Raw genomic sequence first — 18,095 nt, 5'->3', positions numbered from 1 at the left:
GGCAAACGGTTTTGCCAAGCCTGATGGTTCAGTACCGCTTATGTGGAATGGCCAGTTGCGTAAAGGATGATGCATTACACCAAGGCTGGTTCGCTGTGATGTTCATGGCAAGTCCCTCAGGATAGATGCACAAATATGGCTAGCCAGAAGCAGCCTTCTCGACAGAGGAAAAGGGGACATATTTGTTTATGAGGCTGCCGTCCGCTCCTGGCCGATTGCTGCCTTTCGCGAAGGGCAGCTATGGGTCGAGAGCGAACACTCATGACTTTGGGATGGGCGTCCGATCGCCAGCTGCTACGCTGTTCACTCCACCAGAGGAACGCCGATGCCCAACTCAGACCTGCTCCCTTCCCTGCTCTCAAAGTTGTACGAAAACCAGCTGGCCCTTGAGGCGTCCATCATGGAGATCTCGAACTGGGTCGAGCAGCGTGGCTCCGCTGATGTGGCGGAAAACGTGCGCGGCGCCCTGCACACCATCGACGAGAACGAAGAGTTCATAAAGTTGACCCTGGCGGTCCTCATGGCGCCTGACTGATCGTCGGGTAAACCTGCAGTTCGTCGCCTCAAGTATTCCTCTTCACAGAATCTCGAATACTGTATGCGCATACAGCATTCGGAATACCCACCATGAACATCGACGAAGACACCGACTGGTGGCTTGGCAGCCCCACGCCTCTGGAAATGTGCAGGCAGCACGCGCTCATGCTGGAAAACGAGTACAAGGAGCAGAGCCTGCAACTGCGAAAGGCCAGGCAGGACATTCAGGGGCTGATCCAGATGCAAGCTGATGCTCTACGCGATAAGGCCACGGCTGAGCTCAAGCTCAAGAAAGCACAAGCCGAGATTGCCGAGCTAAAAAGCAAAGCGTCAGAGCTTGATGGCCAAATTCGAAGCCTGATGATCGTCAAAAACCAGCGGGATATCGTTCTCCACCAGAACCAGGAGCTACTGCGGCAGATCCGTATGGGGCAAACCACGATCAGCAACTAACCTGAGTTGAACCTCGGAGGTTATGACCATGTGCGGAAGACTTTCCCAGTACAGCGGCATCCACGACTTCGTTGCAGCGCTGAGCATGCCCAATGCCTTGGCGAACTCCGCGGGTGAATGGCCGCTCGAGCGGTACAACGTTGCCCCGACAACTCAGGTCGCCCTGCTCCACCTGCAGGGCGACCTTCTACACGCCGACCTGGTGCGTTGGGGATGGCGGCCGCACTGGGCAAAGGACCGGGCCGCGCCGATCAATGCCCGCGTCGAGAAGGTGGCCCACGGCCCGTTCTTCCGGGCGATCTGGCCACACCGGGCAATCACGCCCGTAAACAACTGGTTTGAGTGGGTCGATGAAGGCGGGCCGAAGAAGCAGCCGTACCTGATCCGCCGGCGGGATGGCGCGCCGGTGCTGTGCGCCGCCATAGGCCACCTGCCCGATGCCGACGAAGGCCCGGGCGAGCATGACGGATTCGTGATCATCACCGCCGACAGCGCCGGCGGCATGGTGGACATCCACGACCGGCGGCCCGTGGTGCTGACGCCGGACCTGGCCCGGGAATGGTTGGACCCGGCCACGCCGAAGGAGCGCGCCGAGCAGATGGTGCTGCACCAGGGCGAGCCGGCTGAGGCCTTCGAGTGGTTCAAGGTAGACACCGCCGTTGGCAATGTGCGGAACAAAGGGCCTGAAGTGATCGCCCACTTATCTGAAATTGATTAGGGCTCCTGGGAATTCTTGGGTTCGCCGGCCTTTCGCTTGGCCTCTTGGGTGAAAAATATAATCAAATTTGGATCTATTGGGTCTCCATCGAGAAGGAGATTTCTTACGTCCGAAAGAAACTTTCTTGGTGATGGAGCGTTGTCTTCAATACTGAGAATGTCAGAGAGATCTTTGGCAAGGCCAGATGGAAGCCACAAGAAAGCTTCAGCACTTAATCTATTGAGCTCCCTTTGCTCCTCTGGATGGGAAGCCCACTCTGCTATCAGCTCCGCCACTAGCGCTGCCTTTTGGCGCGCCTGTTCCTTCTCTTTGTATTTCTCAAATTTCAAGTTGTATTCATGACCTACAGAGCCTTTAAGGCGAGTATCAATCAACTTTGAAAGAAGCCAGCCCACTACAAATATCAGTGGATATGCAACCCCGTAGGTCACTGCAATCGAACACGCTGCGTCCATACTCTTTTTTCCGCCTATTCAAGGATCCATTTAGATGCTGAAGTTCCATATTGCCCACTCATTCGAGGCTCAGAGCCATTATATAGCCATCACAAAGATTTCAGCGAGTAATTGCTCTTATGTACGCTTGGCACGCCCGCAGCTCGATCACGGCGTTATCTCCGTCGTCGGTGATGGCGATAATTCTTTGAGCATGCGTTGGGTCAAGTTGGGCTCTACGGGCTGCATGAACCACGCTGACGGCGCCGGGGGTGGAAGGCACGTCGCAGCCACCGGCTGAATCCGTGGCGTCGAGAAGGACTGACAGCCGCACATCAGCAGTAGCAAGGCGGTCACGCAGCAGAGCTTGGGCGCGCTGGGCATCGGATAATTCCTTGGTGTGTTGTTGATCGGAGGCGGCCAGTTGCTGCTCGGTGGCCAAGCGCTTGTCCTGCTCGGCGCGGGCCTGGGCGGTAGCGGCGTTGCCGATCGTGTCGAGGTCCGTCTGAAATTGCCCCGCCTGCTTTGCCAGCTTCCCGTCATACCGCCAGTCCTGCACCTGCCAGGCCGCACCGAAGCTCACGGCCATGACCAGCAGGATCAGTACCGCCAGCCCGGCCAGTTTCTGCACCGGCGTCATGCCAGTGCCCGCCGCACGCCTTCGGCCAACACCGCGTCAGGGTAGGCATAGCCAGCGTTCTCGTGATGAATGATCGCTTTAACGAAGCCAGCCATTACCGGCGCTCGGCCCAGATCAATCTCGGCGCCGGGCTGGGTGCCAGTGTTCGCCTCGACGGCGCGCACGTAGGCAGCAGTGTCGTTTTCCACAGAAGGCGCCCAGCGACTGATGATCGCCTTCACCGTCTTCAAGCCGTGCTTTCGCTGATAGGTCAGCAGCAGCTTGCCCAGGGCGCGGATGCCGTTCTCTGGCGTATCGAACCGGGCGAAGCGTTTCTCGATGGCCGGGTCGGGCTTGAGCTGGCCCTGCCATTGGTTGGCCGGGACATAATCGATGTTGCCGGGGTTGCGGTTGCGCACCCCGCGCGTTTCAGTGGTCGGCATACTTTTCTCCTGGCGAAAAAAAACCGCTCAAGGCGGCAGCGGTCTTCAGGTGTTATTGGGGTCAGGCGTCAGCGGCTACCGCGCTGAGGGTGTCTCTGGCGGCGTTGCGGGCCGCTTTGATATCGTCAGGGACAGCCTGCCCCGTCTCTACCTGTCGAAGGACAAGCCAGTCGGTATCCTGCAGATAACGGCGCGCCGCGCCCTTTGCCGCAGCAAGCTCAGGAGATTCCGGGACTTGAATCGGCTTTAGCTGACTAAGGTCCATTTGCGCCTACCTCTTCTGATTGGGTGTCTGGCAAGGTAACGAAGCCTTTTTCCACAATGACAAACATTGGGGTGCCGGGGCTGCGCACGTCCTCAGCTGTCCGCTCGCTAACCGGAAGCTTGATTGTGACCGTCAACTCACCATTGATTCGTGTGATCGGCAGGTTTGGAAACCAGCGGCTACCGACGGCCTCACCGGGAAGTTGCATGCCTTCTGATATGGGGGAGAAATCGAATTCATCCCCGTTTATTTTCAAGATTTCACCGGACACTGACGCGGATAGCGCGGGCATATCAAGTGCAGGCCAAAACACTATTTTCATTTCCACTTACCTGTAATTACGCCTTTAATCTGAAACCTCTGCGCGGTTGCGCCGGTCCTAATCCCCACCTGAACAATTGTGGTTGAAGCGAACTGATTGGTAACCAGCCCATAGTGGTCGTGAACCAGCAGCGCCACGGCGTTAAGATCCGGGTTCGAAAAGGTATAATCCACGCCCACGCCAGCGCTTGCCGGAAGGGTTATGTTGAAGGTTGTCAGGGTGTTTGCGGGCAACACATCCGACTGAGCCAGAAAGATCCCGCTCATCAGCAGAAGGCCATTTGCGAACTTGTAAATGGCAACCGTGCCAACAGTTGTCATTGACAGGACGCCACCATTTGCTGGATCGGTAATCGCCGTAGCTTCGTCAATAATTAGACGCCAGGGGCCCCAGCGCGTAGAACTGGTGCCGTAACCTGTTCTGCGGAAACTTGGGGTAGTAACACCGGGCGCCGCCGATACCGCCGTAAACTTTTGCTGAGCCTGGTCACCCGAAACCAGCAAGGTCTCAAGTACGCCGAAGGTCCACCCGGGCGGCCGAGTACCGACAGTGGCGTTATTGACGTACCCGCTGCCTGCAATCTGAGAGGTCACTGCTACGTCATCGATGTCAATGACGTAAGTAGTTGGCTCGAAAAGCTTCATCCGCTTCCTTTCAGCCTGCCCCGCGGCGATAGTCAGCGCCGAGTTGTCGCGCATTGCAATGAATGGCGCGGACAGAACTGCAACCCCGGTCCCGCCCTTCTCCGGCGGCAGCACATCATAGTTACCCGTGGTTCCTAGCGCTGCGAGTTTCGCCCCGAACTGGTTGTTCAGGTTGTTGAAGGCATCGGACAGCATCTTGTCGTAGCCCTGCACAGGCATGATGGCGTAGGCAGCGCCGCTGGCAGTTGGGCCTTTGTACGCAGGCAGGATCGAAATCACCGTAGCGCTGGCAACGTTCGCCACCTCGTAGTTCACGCCATCCGGGCCTATGAACGAGTCCCCCACGCGCGAGCTTGCAGCGAAGTCGACGTTGGCCCCCACGACAGTTGTGCTGCCCGCTTGAACGGACACTGTTCCGGCTCTTTGCCAAACCATACTTTTCTCCAGGCAATAAAAAACCGCTCAAGGCGGCATAGGTGGTTGGCACTAATTCAAGTTATTGGTTTTGCAAATACAACTGGAACGAAGAAAGACGTGGAGTTGGCTACCCCGACCACCCACATCAATATGCTGTTTGTCCCATAGTCCCAAGTGCAATACAGTTTTGCAGCTCGTGTGCTTGCCCCTGCCACATCCATGCCTATGTTATTGATGAGCATGAAGTCCCCTGTATCCAAAGGGCTAGCTGCCGTCCAATTGCTACGCGTGGTCCCCTGGCCGGTAGAGCTAGAGCCGAGATAGGTCCATGCTGAAATAGTCCGAGTGAACTGGGCGCAGGGGGTGCCGCTGTCAAAAAGCAACTTGGCCGAGCCATCCCATATCCTGATCCCATAAGTTGCGGTAGGGGTTGAACTGTAGGCAGCAACAAAAAAGTTTCCTGCTCCTCCACCAAGAAACGAAAACCCCGTCCAGTTTCCCGGGCTTCCGGCGATCGTGGCGTAGCTGAACGTAGTGGTGGCGTCCGGCCTTACGAATACCAGTGGCGGCTCCGCGCTGGTTATAGGGGCGCTAAATGACGCGCCCCCTTGATACCTGCCTCTTTGCAAAACCACTAACCGCGAGAACTCGGAGTCAAGCGTCACAACATCATTGTTATTAGTGAACTGTACGCCATAGCTCATCTATCGATACCTCATAACCAAAAGTCTCTGAGGTCCAAGCCCAAGTGTTCCGCTCGGTTGCGCGCGGTTTGCGAACCAAACAACGACACCCCCCTCGTAAACCTGGAGCTCATATTGAATGGCATACAAGTTTTGCGCGCTTGGATCTTGAGGGTAAGCACCGATAGGGACGCAAACAGCCGAATGGGTTGAAGGAGAGACTCCAGGTATGGCGATAGTTCTGCTGCGGCCGGGAGCAGGAACTCCAGCCTCAACCACAGCCGAATACACCACCCTCACAGTAAACGAAGTCTCATCCAGCTCAAGGGCACCAGTGGCGCTCCAAATTCTTATCCCGAAACTCATGCGGAAAGATCTCCCCACTGGTAGCGTTTCACACCGTTCTCATCGAAGACTTTGCCACCCCTGTTATTGATCACCTGGCGCGCCTGCCCACCGAATGCACCGTTGACTTCAAAGGTTCCGTCGAAGAACAACTTCCAGCCGCTGATGCCGGCCACGTAGTTATTCGACTGGATGTAGTTGCCGATCTTGGCGTTGGTGATCGTGCCGTCCTGGATGAAAGCTGAACTGATGAACGTCTGCCCACCAGTAACCGAGAACGGCGACACCGGCGTGCCATTAGCAAGGTTGAGCAGCATGAACGTGTCAGCCCTGACCACGAACTGCGACGACACGCCAGACGGATCGACCTGAAGGCCAAGACCGAACGAGGCCGCGTACTTCTGGCCACCGGCGGTGGTTTCCATCTTCACCGACCAGAGCGTCGACAACTTGCCGTTGGTATCAGCAAGGGCCGAAGACGTTTGCTGGATTGCCGACTTGTTGCTGGCTACTTCCGCACTGACCTGAGCGACTTGCTGTGCGGAAGCCTCCTTATTGTTCGCCACGGTGCGCTCTAGGAACGTCACATTCGCGGCGTTCTGGTTGACCTTGGCGTCAATGGTCGTGGTGCGCTGTGCCGAAGCCTCCGTTTCAGTAGCTCGAACCTTGCTCTCCTGAACAATGGCGGCCGTGCTGGCCCACCCTTTCAGCGCGTCAGCCTTCGCCCCGTTGCCGCTGTCATCACGCGCCGCGGCGCGCAGCGCGTTGGTGGAGCTGGCCTGAGCCGTGACCACCCCGTCGAGATTGCTGATGTCAGCGGTATTTGTGGTGACCTGCTGAGCCAGACCGTTCGCAGTCTCGACCGATTGGCCCACATCCAGCCAGTAGGTAACGTTCGGCGGTGGGCTGTTCAGCGGGACGTCCCTGGCAGCCTGATAGATGCGCCCACCCTCTACGACCATCTGGCCTTTCAGGTAGGTCGCATCCTTGTCATAACCCTTCAACCCATCCAGCGCGTCGATCTGATCCTGAAGGCCTGGGATCTTCTCGATGTCACTGAGCAGGTCCTGCCCGAGCTCGGTCTTGCTGATCTTGCCCGCGAGCATGCCAAGGATTGGCCCAGCGTCCGAACTGGCCTGGCCTATCACGCCACCTGCTACTGGATAGAACGGCCCAACATTGCCGGTCCGGTCCACCAGGCGCGCCCAGAAGAATAGGGTTGCACCCGCCAATAACTGCTGCATGCGGTAATCGGCCTGCGGATAAGCCAGGTCGGCCAGCTTTGTAGCCACTGACAAATCATTGGCCGGGCCATACCAGATTTCTGTCCGTTGGGTGTCTTCGGCACCTGGCGGGAAGCCCCACTTGATGCTGATGCCGAACAGTTCGCTGGTGGTGGTCAGGAACGCCACCGCCGGCGGCAGGCCGACCTTCCCTTCCAGGTTCGTCAGGCTGGAGCTTTTCCAGATCGACGAAATTTCGAACGCGCTCACCGAGCGGACCCGGGCCACGTAGGCGCCCGAGTAGATGCCGGTGACGTCGACGCTCGTCGATCCAGTGCGCTGCAGCTTGATCCAGTTGCCGCTGTCCTTGCGCCACTCCACGTCATAGGCGGTCGCGCCATTCACGGCAGGCCACGAGATGTTCATGGTGCTGATTGCGATGCCCTGGTTCACGGCGTAGCTGGATGTCAGCGTGACACTGGCCGGAGCCGGTACCACGGTGATCGGGACAACACTGATCGGCCGCTCCTCCAGCCGAGCGCCGGTATCGATGTGCGCGAACTTGCTCGGGTCGTACTGCACGGCCGAGATTTCAAACACGCCAGGCTCTGGCCGGGAAACGCTGGTCACCCGGTACAGCGGGATGGCCAGGTCGTCAGCGTCGAGCGCCCACACCAGTTCACGCTCAGGCACCACGGAGTACGCCGTGGTGACCGTGAGCTGCCGCCCACTAACCAAATGCACGGTGCGCCCCTCGCACTTGCCGTCGGGCAAGTTGAGGATCAGCCGGTCACCGGGCTTGGCCTGGGTGTCGCGGTCCAGGGTGATGACCTTGCCATTCACCGCAGAGATGCGCCCGCCCACCGGCCGTCCAGCCAACAGCTCGTCAGCGATCGGGACTACGTAGCCAGGCAGCGGGATACGCCCGTCCAGGCCGACACGAAACGTAACCGCCCGGTCCTTGGAGTTGGTGAGCAAGGCCCACTTGCCGCGGCGCTGGGCCTCCGACTCACGCGTGCAGCCGATCGCGCTGATCTCCAGCGGGTTGTCGCCGTAGCGCCGCTGCAGCTTCTGATCGGTCACCGCAGTGACGTCGGTGTCGTAGTTGTTCGCCGGATTGTCGTAGCTGATCAGAGCCCGGCTGTAGCGAGTACGTTCTGATGCGCTCGAATAGGTGAACGGCTGACGCCCCTCAGTGATCACGTTCGCGCCGGTATAGGCGAAGTCGTAGTCGGTAGCACGCGGCATATCCGACAGGGTGAACACCTGGCCCTGGGCCCAGTAGGTCATCCCCCGGTAGATCGCCGATATATCGCGCAGCAACGACCAAGCATCAGCCTTACTCTGCAGGTTCAGGTTGCAGATGAAGCGCGGCTCCTGGCCGCCCTTCCCATCCGGCACCAATTGGTCGCAGTACTGCGAGATCCGGTAGATCTCCCATTTATCGACCATCCACGGCTTGATGCGGCGGCCAAGGCCGAAGCGGTCGACGGTAGTGATTCCGTAAGTCGCCCAGACTGGGTTATTGGTGTATGCCTCTTTGAGAGTTCCGTCCCAGATGCCGCTGTAAGTGCGCGATACCGGATCATAGTTACTCGGTACCTGCCATTTGCGAGCCTTGCAGCCGACAGTTACCGCCGGAATGCTGCGGAACTGCTCGGCCGAAAACTCGATATAGAGCAGCGCGGTGTTCGGGTACCGCAACTTGGCGTCGATCACCTCTGTGAAGCCGGCGATCTGCATTGTGTCGGAGATTTTGTTGTTGTTCTGGTTGATCGTCAGGCGCGTGATGCGCATCAGCCAGCCAGAAGTAGCCTTCGGCAAATCGATGCGGCGGGTGCGCTCGTACACGCTAGTGGTCTTGCCGTCGACAGCCTCGCTCAGCACCTGCTGGTACGCGCCGCCGTCGGTTGCCAGTTCAACCTTGTACTCAATCCGGTACCCGTTGATGTTGCCGCCGGCGTCTACCGACTGGAGCGCTGGCCAGGCGAAGCGCACACGAACGGCGGAAAGCTGGGTGTTGCTGATGGACTTAACCCATGGCGTGCCGCTGCGCAACTCAGTGCCAATCGTGGTTTCGTTCTCAATCGACGGGATACCCTGGATATAGGTCTGGTCCACCGCACCGGTGCGCCACTCCCACTTGACGTTCGGGAAGTTCATGTTGCCCTGGGGGTCTTGTAGCGGGGTGTTGTCGAGATAAATGTCCTGGGCAGTTGGAGTGCCTTCGAACTCACCCTCGCCTATGGCGATCAACATTTTGGCGATGGCAACGGAGCGCAGGCTGTCCGGGGCCTCAGTTGGCGTTTTTGGTTTCTCTTCGCCGCCCTTGGCGCCGTGGATATCAATCTTGCGTGCTGCGCCCATACTTTTCTCCAGGCAATAAAAAACCGCCTCATGGGCGGCTACTGTGCTTCAGGTATTGGCTACATCTGGTCTTCTGCGTAAATGGCGGCACTGATGATTGCTCCACCCCAGCGGCGCTCGCCAATGCAGAGCGGTACCGGGTTACCGGATGCCGTGGTGTTCTTGGCGCTACCGAAGGCATAGCCCGGGGTGTTCTCTGGCGCAGCGCTGGTCTTAAGTCCGCCGGCCTGGGGGCTGAGCATTTGAATTACGCCACCCAACACCATTGATCCCCCCATCATGATCAAGGCCGAACCAAACGGAGCGCCTGCGCCGAAGGTGCCTCCGGTAATCACCGCGCCGACAACGATCAGCACAGCCCCGATGATGGTTTGGAGTGCCCCTGCGCGTTTGCTGCCAGTGATGACAGGTGCAATTCGGATATCCCCTTCGCCGACAAACCCCAGTTCCTTTTCTGCCAGGTTCGTAGCCCCGCGAAATACGGCGAACTCGATACCCCGGGATTTGGCATTGGACAGGAAGCGCTCGAAACCAGGTATTTGCACACACAAGGCCTTGACGGCCTCGGCCGGTGTCCTCACTGCCATCCGGAAGGACCGACCAAACTGCCGGAGCTGGCCATAGAGCAGGATCGTGGTCATAGGCTGATAATTGATGGCAAGTGCCGCCATGTGCTTTTTCTCCAGGCAATAAAAAAGCCCGCCGAAGCGAGCCTTGAACAATTTGATGCGCAGCTACAGACAGCCTTGCAGCGCGGTAAGCCTTTTATTGGCGATCCAGTTACCGACCACCACATAGTATTTCGCCTCGGAACCCGACCCCTTGGGCTGAATATCAACGAAGTACTGGGAGCCCTCAGTGAACACCGTATATCCGGTGTCGCGCCCTGGCTGAAGTGTGGCCCCCGGCGCGCCGCCGAAGATTGGCTGGTTCTGCCATTCGTACTGAACGCATTTGGCCAGCGCGGCGTCGGACTTCTGCGAGGTCAGCACCTTGTAAGGACCTTCCTGGCGAGCCTCGTTCATCGTCGGAGCCATGCACCCCGCCAACATCGCCACAGCTACCGTCGCTATCAAAATTCGCATGCCGTTCCCTCGTTGGTTTGGCTGGATCCGGGTCACTTGACAGGTACCTCGACCATTTCAACGACGGCCTCGGGCCAGTGAGCGGCGATAAAAGCTTTCCGCTCCTCCTTTGTCTTGAAGGTAACCCCATCCATATCTGTTCCATCAGGGGCAACAGTGAACGGCCGACCGGTGAATGGGTTCGTGATTACGAGCTCATCATGTTTATTCACGCGCCACCTCGATTCCTGAGTTTTGGTCGCTGATAGTGCCCGTAAAACAAAAAAATACAAAATGTCCACATGCGGACCTGGCCGTGCATCCAGCGTGGATGGAATGCGATCGACTGAGCTTTTCTCACTCCCAGCCAAGATCCTTATATGAGGTCTTGTCATGCTCAGGAAATTCGGTCGTGTAATCTCCCCAGTCCATGTACGAATAGTATTTGCTCATTGCTTCAAAATAACTGGAGGCTTCGACCTGCCAAATGAGTTTTGACATTGGTTCCAGCAGCCCGCGCGCATCTTCTCCGTGAGGGCCAGCAAGACAAAATGTTTGACACCCGTCGGGCTCAAGCCAGAGTTCATGATTCATTGAACGCTTGTTTCCCTCGTTGGTTTGGCGGGACTGTAGCACTGAGGTGACAGATGCAAAAAGCCCAGCAGGGCTGGGCTCGACAACTTTTCATTAGCCTTCGATAACAGGAACTCTGCCAGCGTTACAGTAAGGCAGTTGAATTGTTGGTTTAGACTTATCGGCAGATTTCACCGTCCCATAGGCGGTTGCGAGCGTGGACACCGCGTCCACTGCCATCTTCAACCCGGGCGTCGAATCGGCGCCAACCTTTGCCAAGCTACCGTTATCCTTGAGGTCTACCGAAAATTTAGAGGTTTCGAGCCAGCCGGCCTCGTAACGGATATAGCTTTCTTTTGCCGCCGGTATTAGCTTCGTTTCAGTGACTCGGACCGCAAAGCAGCCAGTGCTTTCGTCGCCGCCGGCGTAACGCAGCATTTCACCTTCTTTATTCAGGATTTTGTCCTGAATGTATTGCTCCTTTACCTGAACTAGTCGAAAAAAAGGAACACCCTCGCAACCACTCTTACAGTCAGCTTGCTCATAGGTGACAATTTTCCCTGAGCACCCTGCCAAAACTACTATCACCGATAAAATCATTACCCGTTTCATACCCTCTCCCTCCCCTGTATGGCTTATTGCCACAACAGGATCGTAGCGGGCGGGAGAGAAATCGCCATGTTTTCCCTTTCTCACCGCTGACCTGTCCAGGCATCCAGCGTGGATGGAATGCCAGTAACTGGCCAAAGTCCTACCGTAGTAGCTTTGTGCCTCATTTCTAACCAAGGCAGGATGGACATGGCGCGCTATACCTCGGAAACAGAGCAATATCTCAAGAAAGCTCCGGTAGGCCTTCTTGGCGCGGTAGTTTGGAATACAGTGCACTCCATTGGAGACAACGTTCCCGTATCGGGAATTTACCGATGCGAGACGTGCGGCGATGAAATCACATCCAATAAAGGCACGCCATTCCCTCCGCAAAACACGCACCAGCACCCCGGGTCAGCGAAGACAATTGGTTGGCGTCTGATCGTGGAAACCCAAACAAAAGGCTAAAGGATTCCCCAGTCCTTCGCCTGCAAACCCAAGGACTGGGGTTGCGCCAATTTCGGCGCTTTTATGACCTGGAGGTCAGCATGGCAACACCAGTAAGCTCCACCGAGGCAGGGATCATCGCCGCATTCGGTGCAATATCGCTTTATTTGCGCTCGCGGCCCGACTACGACGCAGCCGAACTGCAGAAGTACGTCAATTTTTTCAAAAATACCCGGCAGCCTACGGCTGATTCGGGTGCGTTCAACCTTGCTCTCGACGCTGTCGGTGGTGACCTGAGCAATGTTCAGGAGGCCATTAAAAAAGGCGTAGGGTCCAAACCCCTTTAATTCGCCAGCGCATTGTCGCGGATTACTGCGCCGGCAATGCGCACTTTCCCATCTTCAGTTACTTCAAAAGGCTGAGTCATATCCTGCTCCTGCGGCCATGCCGCGTCATGTTGGTTGTTTTGCGTCTTTGTGCCTGAGGATCAGGCGCGTTCTGTCATGCCAGGGTCCGCCGTAGACGATGATTTCGGATGGTCTGCCGTACAGGTGGTGCAGCAGGAATGGGCCGGGCCCGAAGGTGCCCGACTCTTCACCAGGTAGAGTTGGATCAGTGCCCAGGTAGATCCCGGCGTGATTCGGGTGAACCGTCCGTCCGACATGCATGACGATCAGGTCACCGCGCTGCGGCCGGTCGACGCGAACAAAGCCGGCGGCCTCGTAGTGCTGCTCGTACAGGCTGGCGCTCTCTGCACGCTCCCACCAGCCATCAGTGCGCTGGAAGGCCTCAAATTCAAGCCCCCATTCCCGCTGGAACCAGTCAGCGCAGACCTGCCAGCAGTCCCAGGCACCGTGCACGAACGGACGCTTGAGCAGCGGTGTGCTGCCGGTCGGCGCGATCGTGCGCAAATCAGCCTCGGGCCACGACAGGATGTGCCAGGGCAAGGCCGTGGCCTCGCACATGGCCAGGTCATGCGGTGACGGCCGGCTGGTGGCGTCCGGGTGCGAGTGGACAATGCCGATCACCTCGCCCAGGTCCTCCGCTGCAGCGTAGTCCTCAGGATCAAGTCGAAACTCTTCGTTCGGCTCCGTGGCGATGTTCCGGCATGGGAAGTACTTCTGCGCCCGCCCTACAGCCAGCAGCAGCCCGCAGCACTCTTTCGGATACTCCTCTGCCGCATGCGCCTGGATCGCCGCAATGATGTGCTTGCGCATGGTCAGCTCCGGGCGATCAGGGACACAGCGGGGAATCCGCCGAAGGAAAGTTCGTTGTTCTCGCCGAAGCGCAATTTGCAAGACGACAGACAGCCCTTGCACTGATCCTTGGCCGGGTCATCCGTGGGGTTGTCCTCGTCGTCGAACATGGCCGCACCGGTGTAGCCGCAATCCGGGCCGCGATAACCATTGGTCATCGCCCAGTGGCAGAAAGTCGTCATCTGGCGCCCGGGCAATCCATGGTTATCGATCTCGCCCGGGGACGACAGCTCCCAGACCACTGCCTCGCCGTCCTCACTGGTTTTCTGGTCGATGTACCAGATCTCCAGCCCTTCCTGAGTCGGGTCAGCAGTTGGATTGCCATCGGGGAAGTTGGCCGCGTCCAGGTACTGGGCTAGGGTCTCGCGAACAGTCAGCTTGAACTTCAGCATGTCCTCGAAGGCCAGGCACAGCGCAGTGACGCGCCCATTGATGTTGCCGGCGGCGAACGTCGGCCTGGTGGCCGTGCCGTCGCTATTGGAGGCGATGCCCTCGATCTGCACCGGCCATGCCGCGTACTCGGCGCCCTGCCACCAAATCGACTTGGCGGGCAGATCCTCCTCCGAATGCTCGTAGGCCAGCAGCTCCTCCGGCGTGTGCGGGATGGCATGACCGTGGAAGCGCAAGTAATCGGCGCCGTATTCGGTCCCGTCAATTTCGAACAGGCGAATTTCGGCGCCGGGCTCCAGCTTCTGGATGTCCGTGATCAGTGCCATGGGTGGTTATCTCAGGGGTGAAAGGTTTGTTCGAAGGTCGCGGTGATCGCGTAGACCTGGCCGCCGCGGTGCACTGGTTTGTAGCCGTTGCACTTGTAGAGCCCCAGGTCGCCCAGGGGCGGTTCCCAGAGGAAGCCCTTTGCGCCCTTGTGCCGATCTATGAAGTCCATGATGTCCTTGATCCGGCCCTTCATGCCGGTGAAGGTGACTGGCCAGGACTGGGATTTGTTGTTGATCCCGTCCTCGGTCGACTGCGCGTAGCCGTCGGCAAACTGCTTCGTACGTACGCGCTGCTTGATGTCCCCCTCGACGCCCTTTTCAGTGGCCCAGGTGAATCGCTCGATTGCCATAAATCATCCTTTTACGTTTCGGCTGCTCACGCCGCCTTGGCGCCACGACTTGGCGATCTCTTCTGTTGCGATTTGCCGGGTGCGCGACTCCATGTTGCGCTGGAACAGCTCGGCGTCGAACTCGGCCCCTTCTGGGCGCCCGGCCTCTTGGTCCGTCAGGATGATCGGCATACTTAGGCTGAGGTTTACCCCGCCACCGCCGCCTCCAACCGCAGAAACACCCAGCTTGCCGTTGGCTGTACGAGTGAGCGGCATGATTGCCTCTTCGCCCGCCTCGCCCATGACCCCTGTCTTGCCCCCGGCCATGCCGAACGCAGTTGGTTTGCTGACGATTGTGTTGGTGAAGGCACCGCCGTCGGCGAACATCTGCACACCGCCCGACCAGGCGCCACCCTTGGCCTGAATGCTGCCCGGGGTGAAGTTTGAAAGGTCGGTACCGGTGTACCCGGCCTGACTTGCGCCGCCAGAACCACCGCCGCCACCGAAGTAGCGGGCCGTTGCGCCAACCAGGCTGCTCAGCAATGCCGAACTCGCCTGGCGGGTAGCAATGCGCGCCATGTCCGCAAGGATCGACTTGGCGAAGTCCGAGAACGATGCCTTACCGGTCATTGCGAAGTTGACGACCGCGTCTTCCATACTGCTGAAGGCGTTGCCGAACAGGCTTTTGGTCTGGCCGGCAATGTTCCTCGCCGAATCCAGATAGTTGGCCCAGGCCGATGTCGCGCCCTTCGTCCAATCACCTTGGGCTGCCTCCACATCCGCATAGTTCTGTCGGATCTGGTCCGTCGCGGCCTTGTTCGCATCAGCAAGAGCCTGCGACTTCCGCTTGAACTCTTCCTCGGACATGTTGCGCGACGGGTCGGATTTCTGGTTGGCCAACTCCAGCGACTGCTGAGCAAAACGGTCTTGCTGGCTGTTCAGTTCGCCGTTGAGTGCGTTCTGGCGGTCCCCCTGGCCAACGCCGAGTACTGCACGTTGGCCGGCAAGCTCCAAGGCTCGTTGCTGCTGAGCCAGGGCCTGCACGTAGGTGGTGATTGACCGCTCCTGCTTGGCCAGACGCCCGGTCTCGTTGGTGGCCAACACCTCAAGTTGGCTGTCGGCCTCCTTCTGCGCCTTGACCATCCCTGCGCGCGCGTCAGCGATCTTCTGGTCCAACTGGATGCTCTGGGCAGCAGTCGTGGACTTCTTGCCTTTGACGGCCTCCAGCGCGGCAATCTCGGCCTCATAGGCTGCGGTCACCTCGTCGCGCTGGTTGCCGATCAGGGCTTCACGCTTCAGCGCGTAATCGGCCTGAGAAATGAGTCCGGCCTTCTCCGCGGCGTCCAGTCGCTTCTGGGTGTTTTTGTACTCGTCAAAGATCGCTGCAAGGTTGTTCTTGGCGTTGTTGAAGCTGGTGAGGTCGACCTGAGTGCCGGCTGCTTTCGGGTCTTTATTCTTGTCCTGGAGCCCCTTCAGAAGCGTGTCATAGGCGCCGCCGGCGAACTTGTTACCATCGAAGCTGACACCATCAAGAAGCGGCGATTTCTGTCCGGTTTTCTCGGCATTCTCATATAGCGCACGAAACTGATCGTTGAGCTTTTTCAGGCCCGCCTGACGCTTGGCCAAAGGGTTGACGTTATCGAGCTGCGCATCCAGCGCCCGCTGAGCCTCAATGGCCTTCTGGTTCGCGTCGGTGCTTTCACCGGTGGTAACCGCCAGGTTGGAACTGGCCGCCTGCCTGGCTTTAAGTCCAGCAAGTTTTGCCTCAAGCGCAGCCGTGGAATCGTCGTGCTCGCCAGTGCCAAGGCCAAGCGCCGTATTCAGCGAGCTCAGCCCATTGGAAATTGCGCCAGCGACGCCGCCGCCCCTGCGCGTGTCCAGCACGCGCTGGGTGATCTCGATCTGCTTGGCCAGGTCGGGAAAGATCTCCGACCGGACTTCCGCGTACGCGCCCTTGATGGCGTTCTTGATGTTGTCCCAGTCGCGCTCAACGTCAGAGAGCGACTCGCGGTAGGTCTTCAGTCGCGTTAAGGCGGCCTGATTCAAATCTTCGCCGAGAACATCCAAAGCGCGCTGACTTTCACCTTGATCATCCAGCCCTTTGATCACCTGGTACTGCTCAAGTGTCAGCAGCCCGTACTGACTGCTGATCTTGCCTGCCGCTTCGGTGGCCGTCTCGCCGGCAGTGGCAAAGGACTTGGCAAGTTCGCCGGCGCCCTGCCCTGTTACTTCACTCACGGCCGCTGCAGCTTCAGCCAGATTACGCATCTGCGTACCGCTGGTAGCTGCTCCGGATGCAAGCGAAACGACAGCCTCGCGCGCCCCGGACAGGTTGCCGGTGACGCGCCCGGCGCCGTCGGCCATGTCCTTCAGGCTGGCGATGGTCTGCCCTGCACCATTCGTACCGCCATTGATCGCGGCATTGAACTCGCGTGCCTGCTTCATCGCATCGAAGTAGGCGTAGCCCAGCGACCCAATTACAGCGACCAAAAGGCCGGCTGGGATCAGCATCCCTGCGAGGCTTTTCGCCGATTCACCGGCGCCAGCGCCCAGCTGAGCTATCGCGCGCGCACCACTGCCCAGGTCACCCGCCTGAATGGCATTGGCGAGCTGCATTACGTTTTCCTGAGCTTGGCGTGTGCCGAGCTTCAGCTTGTCGAATGCGCCCGCGGCCTCAGTCAGTCCCGCTCGGTCCTTGCCGATCTTTGCCAGGGCTTCGTTGTAACGCTCGGCGTCGATCTGACCAGACTTGTGCAGATCATTGAGCGCCTTCTCCTGAGCCTCCAACTTCGCCAGCTTGGCGGTCACTGGATCAATACCGTTGACGGTGCGCTTCAGTGCCTCAATCTGACGATTCTCTGCCTCGATCAGCTTTTGCTTCTGCGCCAGCTCTTTGGCTTCCGCCTTTTCAATCTTGTCGTAGGCCTTTCCCAGTTGATCCTGGTACTTCGCCTGCTCCTCAATGGTGACCAAGCCTCCCTTGCGGGCACGCTCTAGCAAGCCCTCAGCCTGAACCAGCGACTCCATGCTCGAGATGTTGCCTGTCATCGCCTTGTCGAGCTGACTGATGACGGAGATTTCCGCTACTGCGCTGTCAGTTGCTTTACGACTCGCACCGGCTTGCCGGTCCCTGGCTGCTGTCGACTTATCGATGCTTTGCGCTACGTCCGCTTCTGCCTGGGAAACCTTTTTGCCGGTGTTGGCCAGCCCTTCGCCTGTTTTGCCGAGGTCATCAATGGCCTTTTGGGCGTCTTCAGCCGAATCGACCAGCTTATCAAGATCATCAGCAGCCTTTGCGGCCTGCGACGACTCGACAGCAATACCCAGGGAAGCGAAATTGGTGCTCATTTGTTTTCTCTCTGTTCCGCCATCACCTGCAGGGCTTCAGCCTCCATCCGCCGGAAGTCGCTGAAAATGGTTTGTCGCTGGCTGATCGGTAGGCCACACATCCGAATCACCCCGGAGAGAACGCCGTAGTCCATGCCGGTGGCGCCGCACGCGCCTGTACGCCACTGGGTGCTCATGGCCTCGAAGACTCTGAAAACATCCCAATTGTCGGGCCAGATACCGACTTCCTTGTCGGGTATGTCCTGACGTGACAAACCAAAGGCCATCAGATCAGCGTCTGAGGGCCCTGGCTCATACAGCGCGC

The 18,095-nt window shown here is 58.5% G+C and carries 19 protein-coding genes; 4 read left to right on the top strand and 15 right to left on the bottom strand.

The genetic code is table 11. The features are described 5' to 3' along the window. Positions 1–325: 325 nt before the first annotated feature. The 3 genes from P3C29_RS10325 to P3C29_RS10315 all read left to right on the top strand — a co-directional run bounded on the left by P3C29_RS10325 (position 326) and on the right by P3C29_RS10315 (position 1,708). Complete coding sequence (locus P3C29_RS10325) at positions 326–535, top strand: hypothetical protein (RefSeq protein WP_046383000.1); 210 nt, start codon at positions 326–328, stop codon at positions 533–535. Between the two features lie 92 nt (positions 536–627). Next, positions 628–990: a hypothetical protein gene (locus P3C29_RS10320; RefSeq protein ID WP_275964490.1), complete on the top strand. Its 363-nt coding sequence runs from the start codon at positions 628–630 to the stop codon at positions 988–990. 28 nt (positions 991–1,018) lie between these two features. After that, a complete protein-coding gene (locus tag P3C29_RS10315; RefSeq protein ID WP_275964489.1) occupies positions 1,019–1,708 on the top strand; it encodes an SOS response-associated peptidase family protein in 690 nt (229 codons plus the stop codon). Here P3C29_RS10315 and P3C29_RS10310 read toward each other — a convergent pair. The 10 genes from P3C29_RS10310 to P3C29_RS10265 form a co-directional block, all read right to left on the bottom strand. Then, positions 1,705–2,163: a hypothetical protein gene (locus tag P3C29_RS10310; RefSeq protein ID WP_275964488.1), complete on the bottom strand. Its 459-nt coding sequence runs from the start codon at positions 2,161–2,163 to the stop codon at positions 1,705–1,707. The genes P3C29_RS10315 and P3C29_RS10310 overlap by 4 nt on opposite strands. A 100-nt stretch (positions 2,164–2,263) precedes the next feature. Continuing rightward, positions 2,264–2,782 carry a lysis system i-spanin subunit Rz gene (locus tag P3C29_RS10305; RefSeq protein ID WP_275964487.1) on the bottom strand — a complete coding sequence of 173 codons (519 nt, stop codon included), beginning with the start codon at positions 2,780–2,782 and terminating at the stop codon, positions 2,264–2,266. Then, positions 2,779–3,204 (bottom strand): structural protein, encoded by a 426-nt coding sequence (locus P3C29_RS10300; protein WP_275964486.1) that lies wholly within the window; start codon positions 3,202–3,204, stop codon positions 2,779–2,781. Before P3C29_RS10300 ends, P3C29_RS10305 begins: the two co-directional genes overlap by 4 nt. A gap of 254 nt (positions 3,205–3,458) precedes the next feature. Beyond that, positions 3,459–3,791 (bottom strand): hypothetical protein, encoded by a 333-nt coding sequence (locus tag P3C29_RS10295; protein WP_275964485.1) that lies wholly within the window; start codon positions 3,789–3,791, stop codon positions 3,459–3,461. Further along, complete coding sequence (locus P3C29_RS10290; RefSeq protein ID WP_275964484.1) at positions 3,788–4,846, bottom strand: hypothetical protein; 1,059 nt, start codon at positions 4,844–4,846, stop codon at positions 3,788–3,790. The genes P3C29_RS10295 and P3C29_RS10290 overlap by 4 nt, the downstream gene beginning before the upstream one ends. Positions 4,847–5,897: 1,051 nt before the next feature. Next, entirely contained in the window at positions 5,898–9,470 is a 3,573-nt protein-coding gene (locus P3C29_RS10285; RefSeq protein WP_275964483.1) for a phage tail protein, read from the bottom strand. A gap of 59 nt (positions 9,471–9,529) precedes the next feature. Then, positions 9,530–10,141, bottom strand: coding sequence for a tail assembly protein (locus P3C29_RS10280; RefSeq protein WP_275964482.1), 612 nt, complete (start codon positions 10,139–10,141; stop codon positions 9,530–9,532). 63 nt (positions 10,142–10,204) lie between these two features. Then, positions 10,205–10,555: a hypothetical protein gene (locus tag P3C29_RS10275; protein WP_275964481.1), complete on the bottom strand. Its 351-nt coding sequence runs from the start codon at positions 10,553–10,555 to the stop codon at positions 10,205–10,207. A gap of 336 nt (positions 10,556–10,891) precedes the next feature. Next, the gene (locus tag P3C29_RS10270; RefSeq protein WP_275964480.1) at positions 10,892–11,128 is read right to left on the bottom strand and encodes a hypothetical protein; all 237 of its coding nucleotides are present in this window, start codon (positions 11,126–11,128) and stop codon (positions 10,892–10,894) included. A gap of 93 nt (positions 11,129–11,221) precedes the next feature. Continuing rightward, on the bottom strand, positions 11,222–11,719 hold the full coding sequence (locus P3C29_RS10265; protein ID WP_275964479.1) for a hypothetical protein: 498 nt from the start codon (positions 11,717–11,719) through the stop codon (positions 11,222–11,224). Between the two features lie 524 nt (positions 11,720–12,243). Between P3C29_RS10265 and P3C29_RS10260 the strand changes: the two genes are divergently transcribed. Then, entirely contained in the window at positions 12,244–12,489 is a 246-nt protein-coding gene (locus tag P3C29_RS10260) for a hypothetical protein (protein WP_177054255.1), read from the top strand. A 105-nt stretch (positions 12,490–12,594) separates the two neighbouring features. Here P3C29_RS10260 and P3C29_RS10255 read toward each other — a convergent pair whose 3' ends face one another. Genes P3C29_RS10255 through P3C29_RS10235 form a run of 5 tightly spaced genes read right to left on the bottom strand, consistent with a single transcriptional unit; the run spans position 12,595 to position 18,057 of the window. After that, the gene (locus P3C29_RS10255) at positions 12,595–13,359 is read right to left on the bottom strand and encodes a C40 family peptidase (RefSeq protein ID WP_275964478.1); all 765 of its coding nucleotides are present in this window, start codon (positions 13,357–13,359) and stop codon (positions 12,595–12,597) included. A gap of 2 nt (positions 13,360–13,361) precedes the next feature. Then, the gene (locus tag P3C29_RS10250; protein WP_275964477.1) at positions 13,362–14,114 is read right to left on the bottom strand and encodes a phage minor tail protein L; all 753 of its coding nucleotides are present in this window, start codon (positions 14,112–14,114) and stop codon (positions 13,362–13,364) included. Positions 14,115–14,125: 11 nt separating this feature from the next. After that, positions 14,126–14,464, bottom strand: coding sequence for a phage tail protein (locus P3C29_RS10245; RefSeq protein WP_102368966.1), 339 nt, complete (start codon positions 14,462–14,464; stop codon positions 14,126–14,128). A 3-nt stretch (positions 14,465–14,467) separates the two neighbouring features. Continuing rightward, positions 14,468–17,791 carry a phage tail tape measure protein gene (locus P3C29_RS10240; protein ID WP_275964476.1) on the bottom strand — a complete coding sequence of 1,108 codons (3,324 nt, stop codon included), beginning with the start codon at positions 17,789–17,791 and terminating at the stop codon, positions 14,468–14,470. Then, positions 17,788–18,057, bottom strand: coding sequence for a DUF1799 domain-containing protein (locus P3C29_RS10235; protein WP_275964475.1), 270 nt, complete (start codon positions 18,055–18,057; stop codon positions 17,788–17,790). Before P3C29_RS10235 ends, P3C29_RS10240 begins: the two co-directional genes overlap by 4 nt. Between the last annotated feature and the right edge of the window lie 38 nt (positions 18,058–18,095).

The sequence above is a fragment of the Pseudomonas sp. 1912-s genome (genome assembly GCF_029269205.1).
GTDB lineage: Bacteria > Pseudomonadota > Gammaproteobacteria > Pseudomonadales > Pseudomonadaceae > Aquipseudomonas.
This window is presented reverse-complemented; position numbering and strand designations above follow the sequence as displayed.

Bases quoted from the DNA above. Each gene is read 5' to 3' on its own strand.
- P3C29_RS10320 (WP_275964490.1), top strand. From the start codon at position 628: ATGAACATCGACGAAGACACCGACTGGTGGCTTGGCAGCCCCACGCCT.
- P3C29_RS10315 (WP_275964489.1), top strand. From the start codon at position 1,019: ATGTGCGGAAGACTTTCCCAGTACAGCGGCATCCACGACTTCGTTGCA.
- P3C29_RS10235 (WP_275964475.1), bottom strand. From the start codon at position 18,057: ATGGCCTTTGGTTTGTCACGTCAGGACATACCCGACAAGGAAGTCGGT.
- P3C29_RS10305 (WP_275964487.1), bottom strand. From the start codon at position 2,782: ATGACGCCGGTGCAGAAACTGGCCGGGCTGGCGGTACTGATCCTGCTG.
- P3C29_RS10325 (WP_046383000.1), top strand. From the start codon at position 326: ATGCCCAACTCAGACCTGCTCCCTTCCCTGCTCTCAAAGTTGTACGAA.
- P3C29_RS10310 (WP_275964488.1), bottom strand. From the start codon at position 2,163: ATGGACGCAGCGTGTTCGATTGCAGTGACCTACGGGGTTGCATATCCA.
- P3C29_RS10270 (WP_275964480.1), bottom strand. From the start codon at position 11,128: ATGAATCATGAACTCTGGCTTGAGCCCGACGGGTGTCAAACATTTTGT.
- P3C29_RS10280 (WP_275964482.1), bottom strand. From the start codon at position 10,141: ATGGCGGCACTTGCCATCAATTATCAGCCTATGACCACGATCCTGCTC.
- P3C29_RS10255 (WP_275964478.1), bottom strand. From the start codon at position 13,359: ATGCGCAAGCACATCATTGCGGCGATCCAGGCGCATGCGGCAGAGGAG.
- P3C29_RS10300 (WP_275964486.1), bottom strand. From the start codon at position 3,204: ATGCCGACCACTGAAACGCGCGGGGTGCGCAACCGCAACCCCGGCAAC.
- P3C29_RS10275 (WP_275964481.1), bottom strand. From the start codon at position 10,555: ATGCGAATTTTGATAGCGACGGTAGCTGTGGCGATGTTGGCGGGGTGC.
- P3C29_RS10240 (WP_275964476.1), bottom strand. From the start codon at position 17,791: ATGAGCACCAATTTCGCTTCCCTGGGTATTGCTGTCGAGTCGTCGCAG.
- P3C29_RS10265 (WP_275964479.1), bottom strand. From the start codon at position 11,719: ATGAAACGGGTAATGATTTTATCGGTGATAGTAGTTTTGGCAGGGTGC.
- P3C29_RS10245 (WP_102368966.1), bottom strand. From the start codon at position 14,464: ATGGCAATCGAGCGATTCACCTGGGCCACTGAAAAGGGCGTCGAGGGG.
- P3C29_RS10260 (WP_177054255.1), top strand. From the start codon at position 12,244: ATGGCAACACCAGTAAGCTCCACCGAGGCAGGGATCATCGCCGCATTC.
- P3C29_RS10295 (WP_275964485.1), bottom strand. From the start codon at position 3,791: ATGAAAATAGTGTTTTGGCCTGCACTTGATATGCCCGCGCTATCCGCG.
- P3C29_RS10250 (WP_275964477.1), bottom strand. From the start codon at position 14,114: ATGGCACTGATCACGGACATCCAGAAGCTGGAGCCCGGCGCCGAAATT.
- P3C29_RS10285 (WP_275964483.1), bottom strand. From the start codon at position 9,470: ATGGGCGCAGCACGCAAGATTGATATCCACGGCGCCAAGGGCGGCGAA.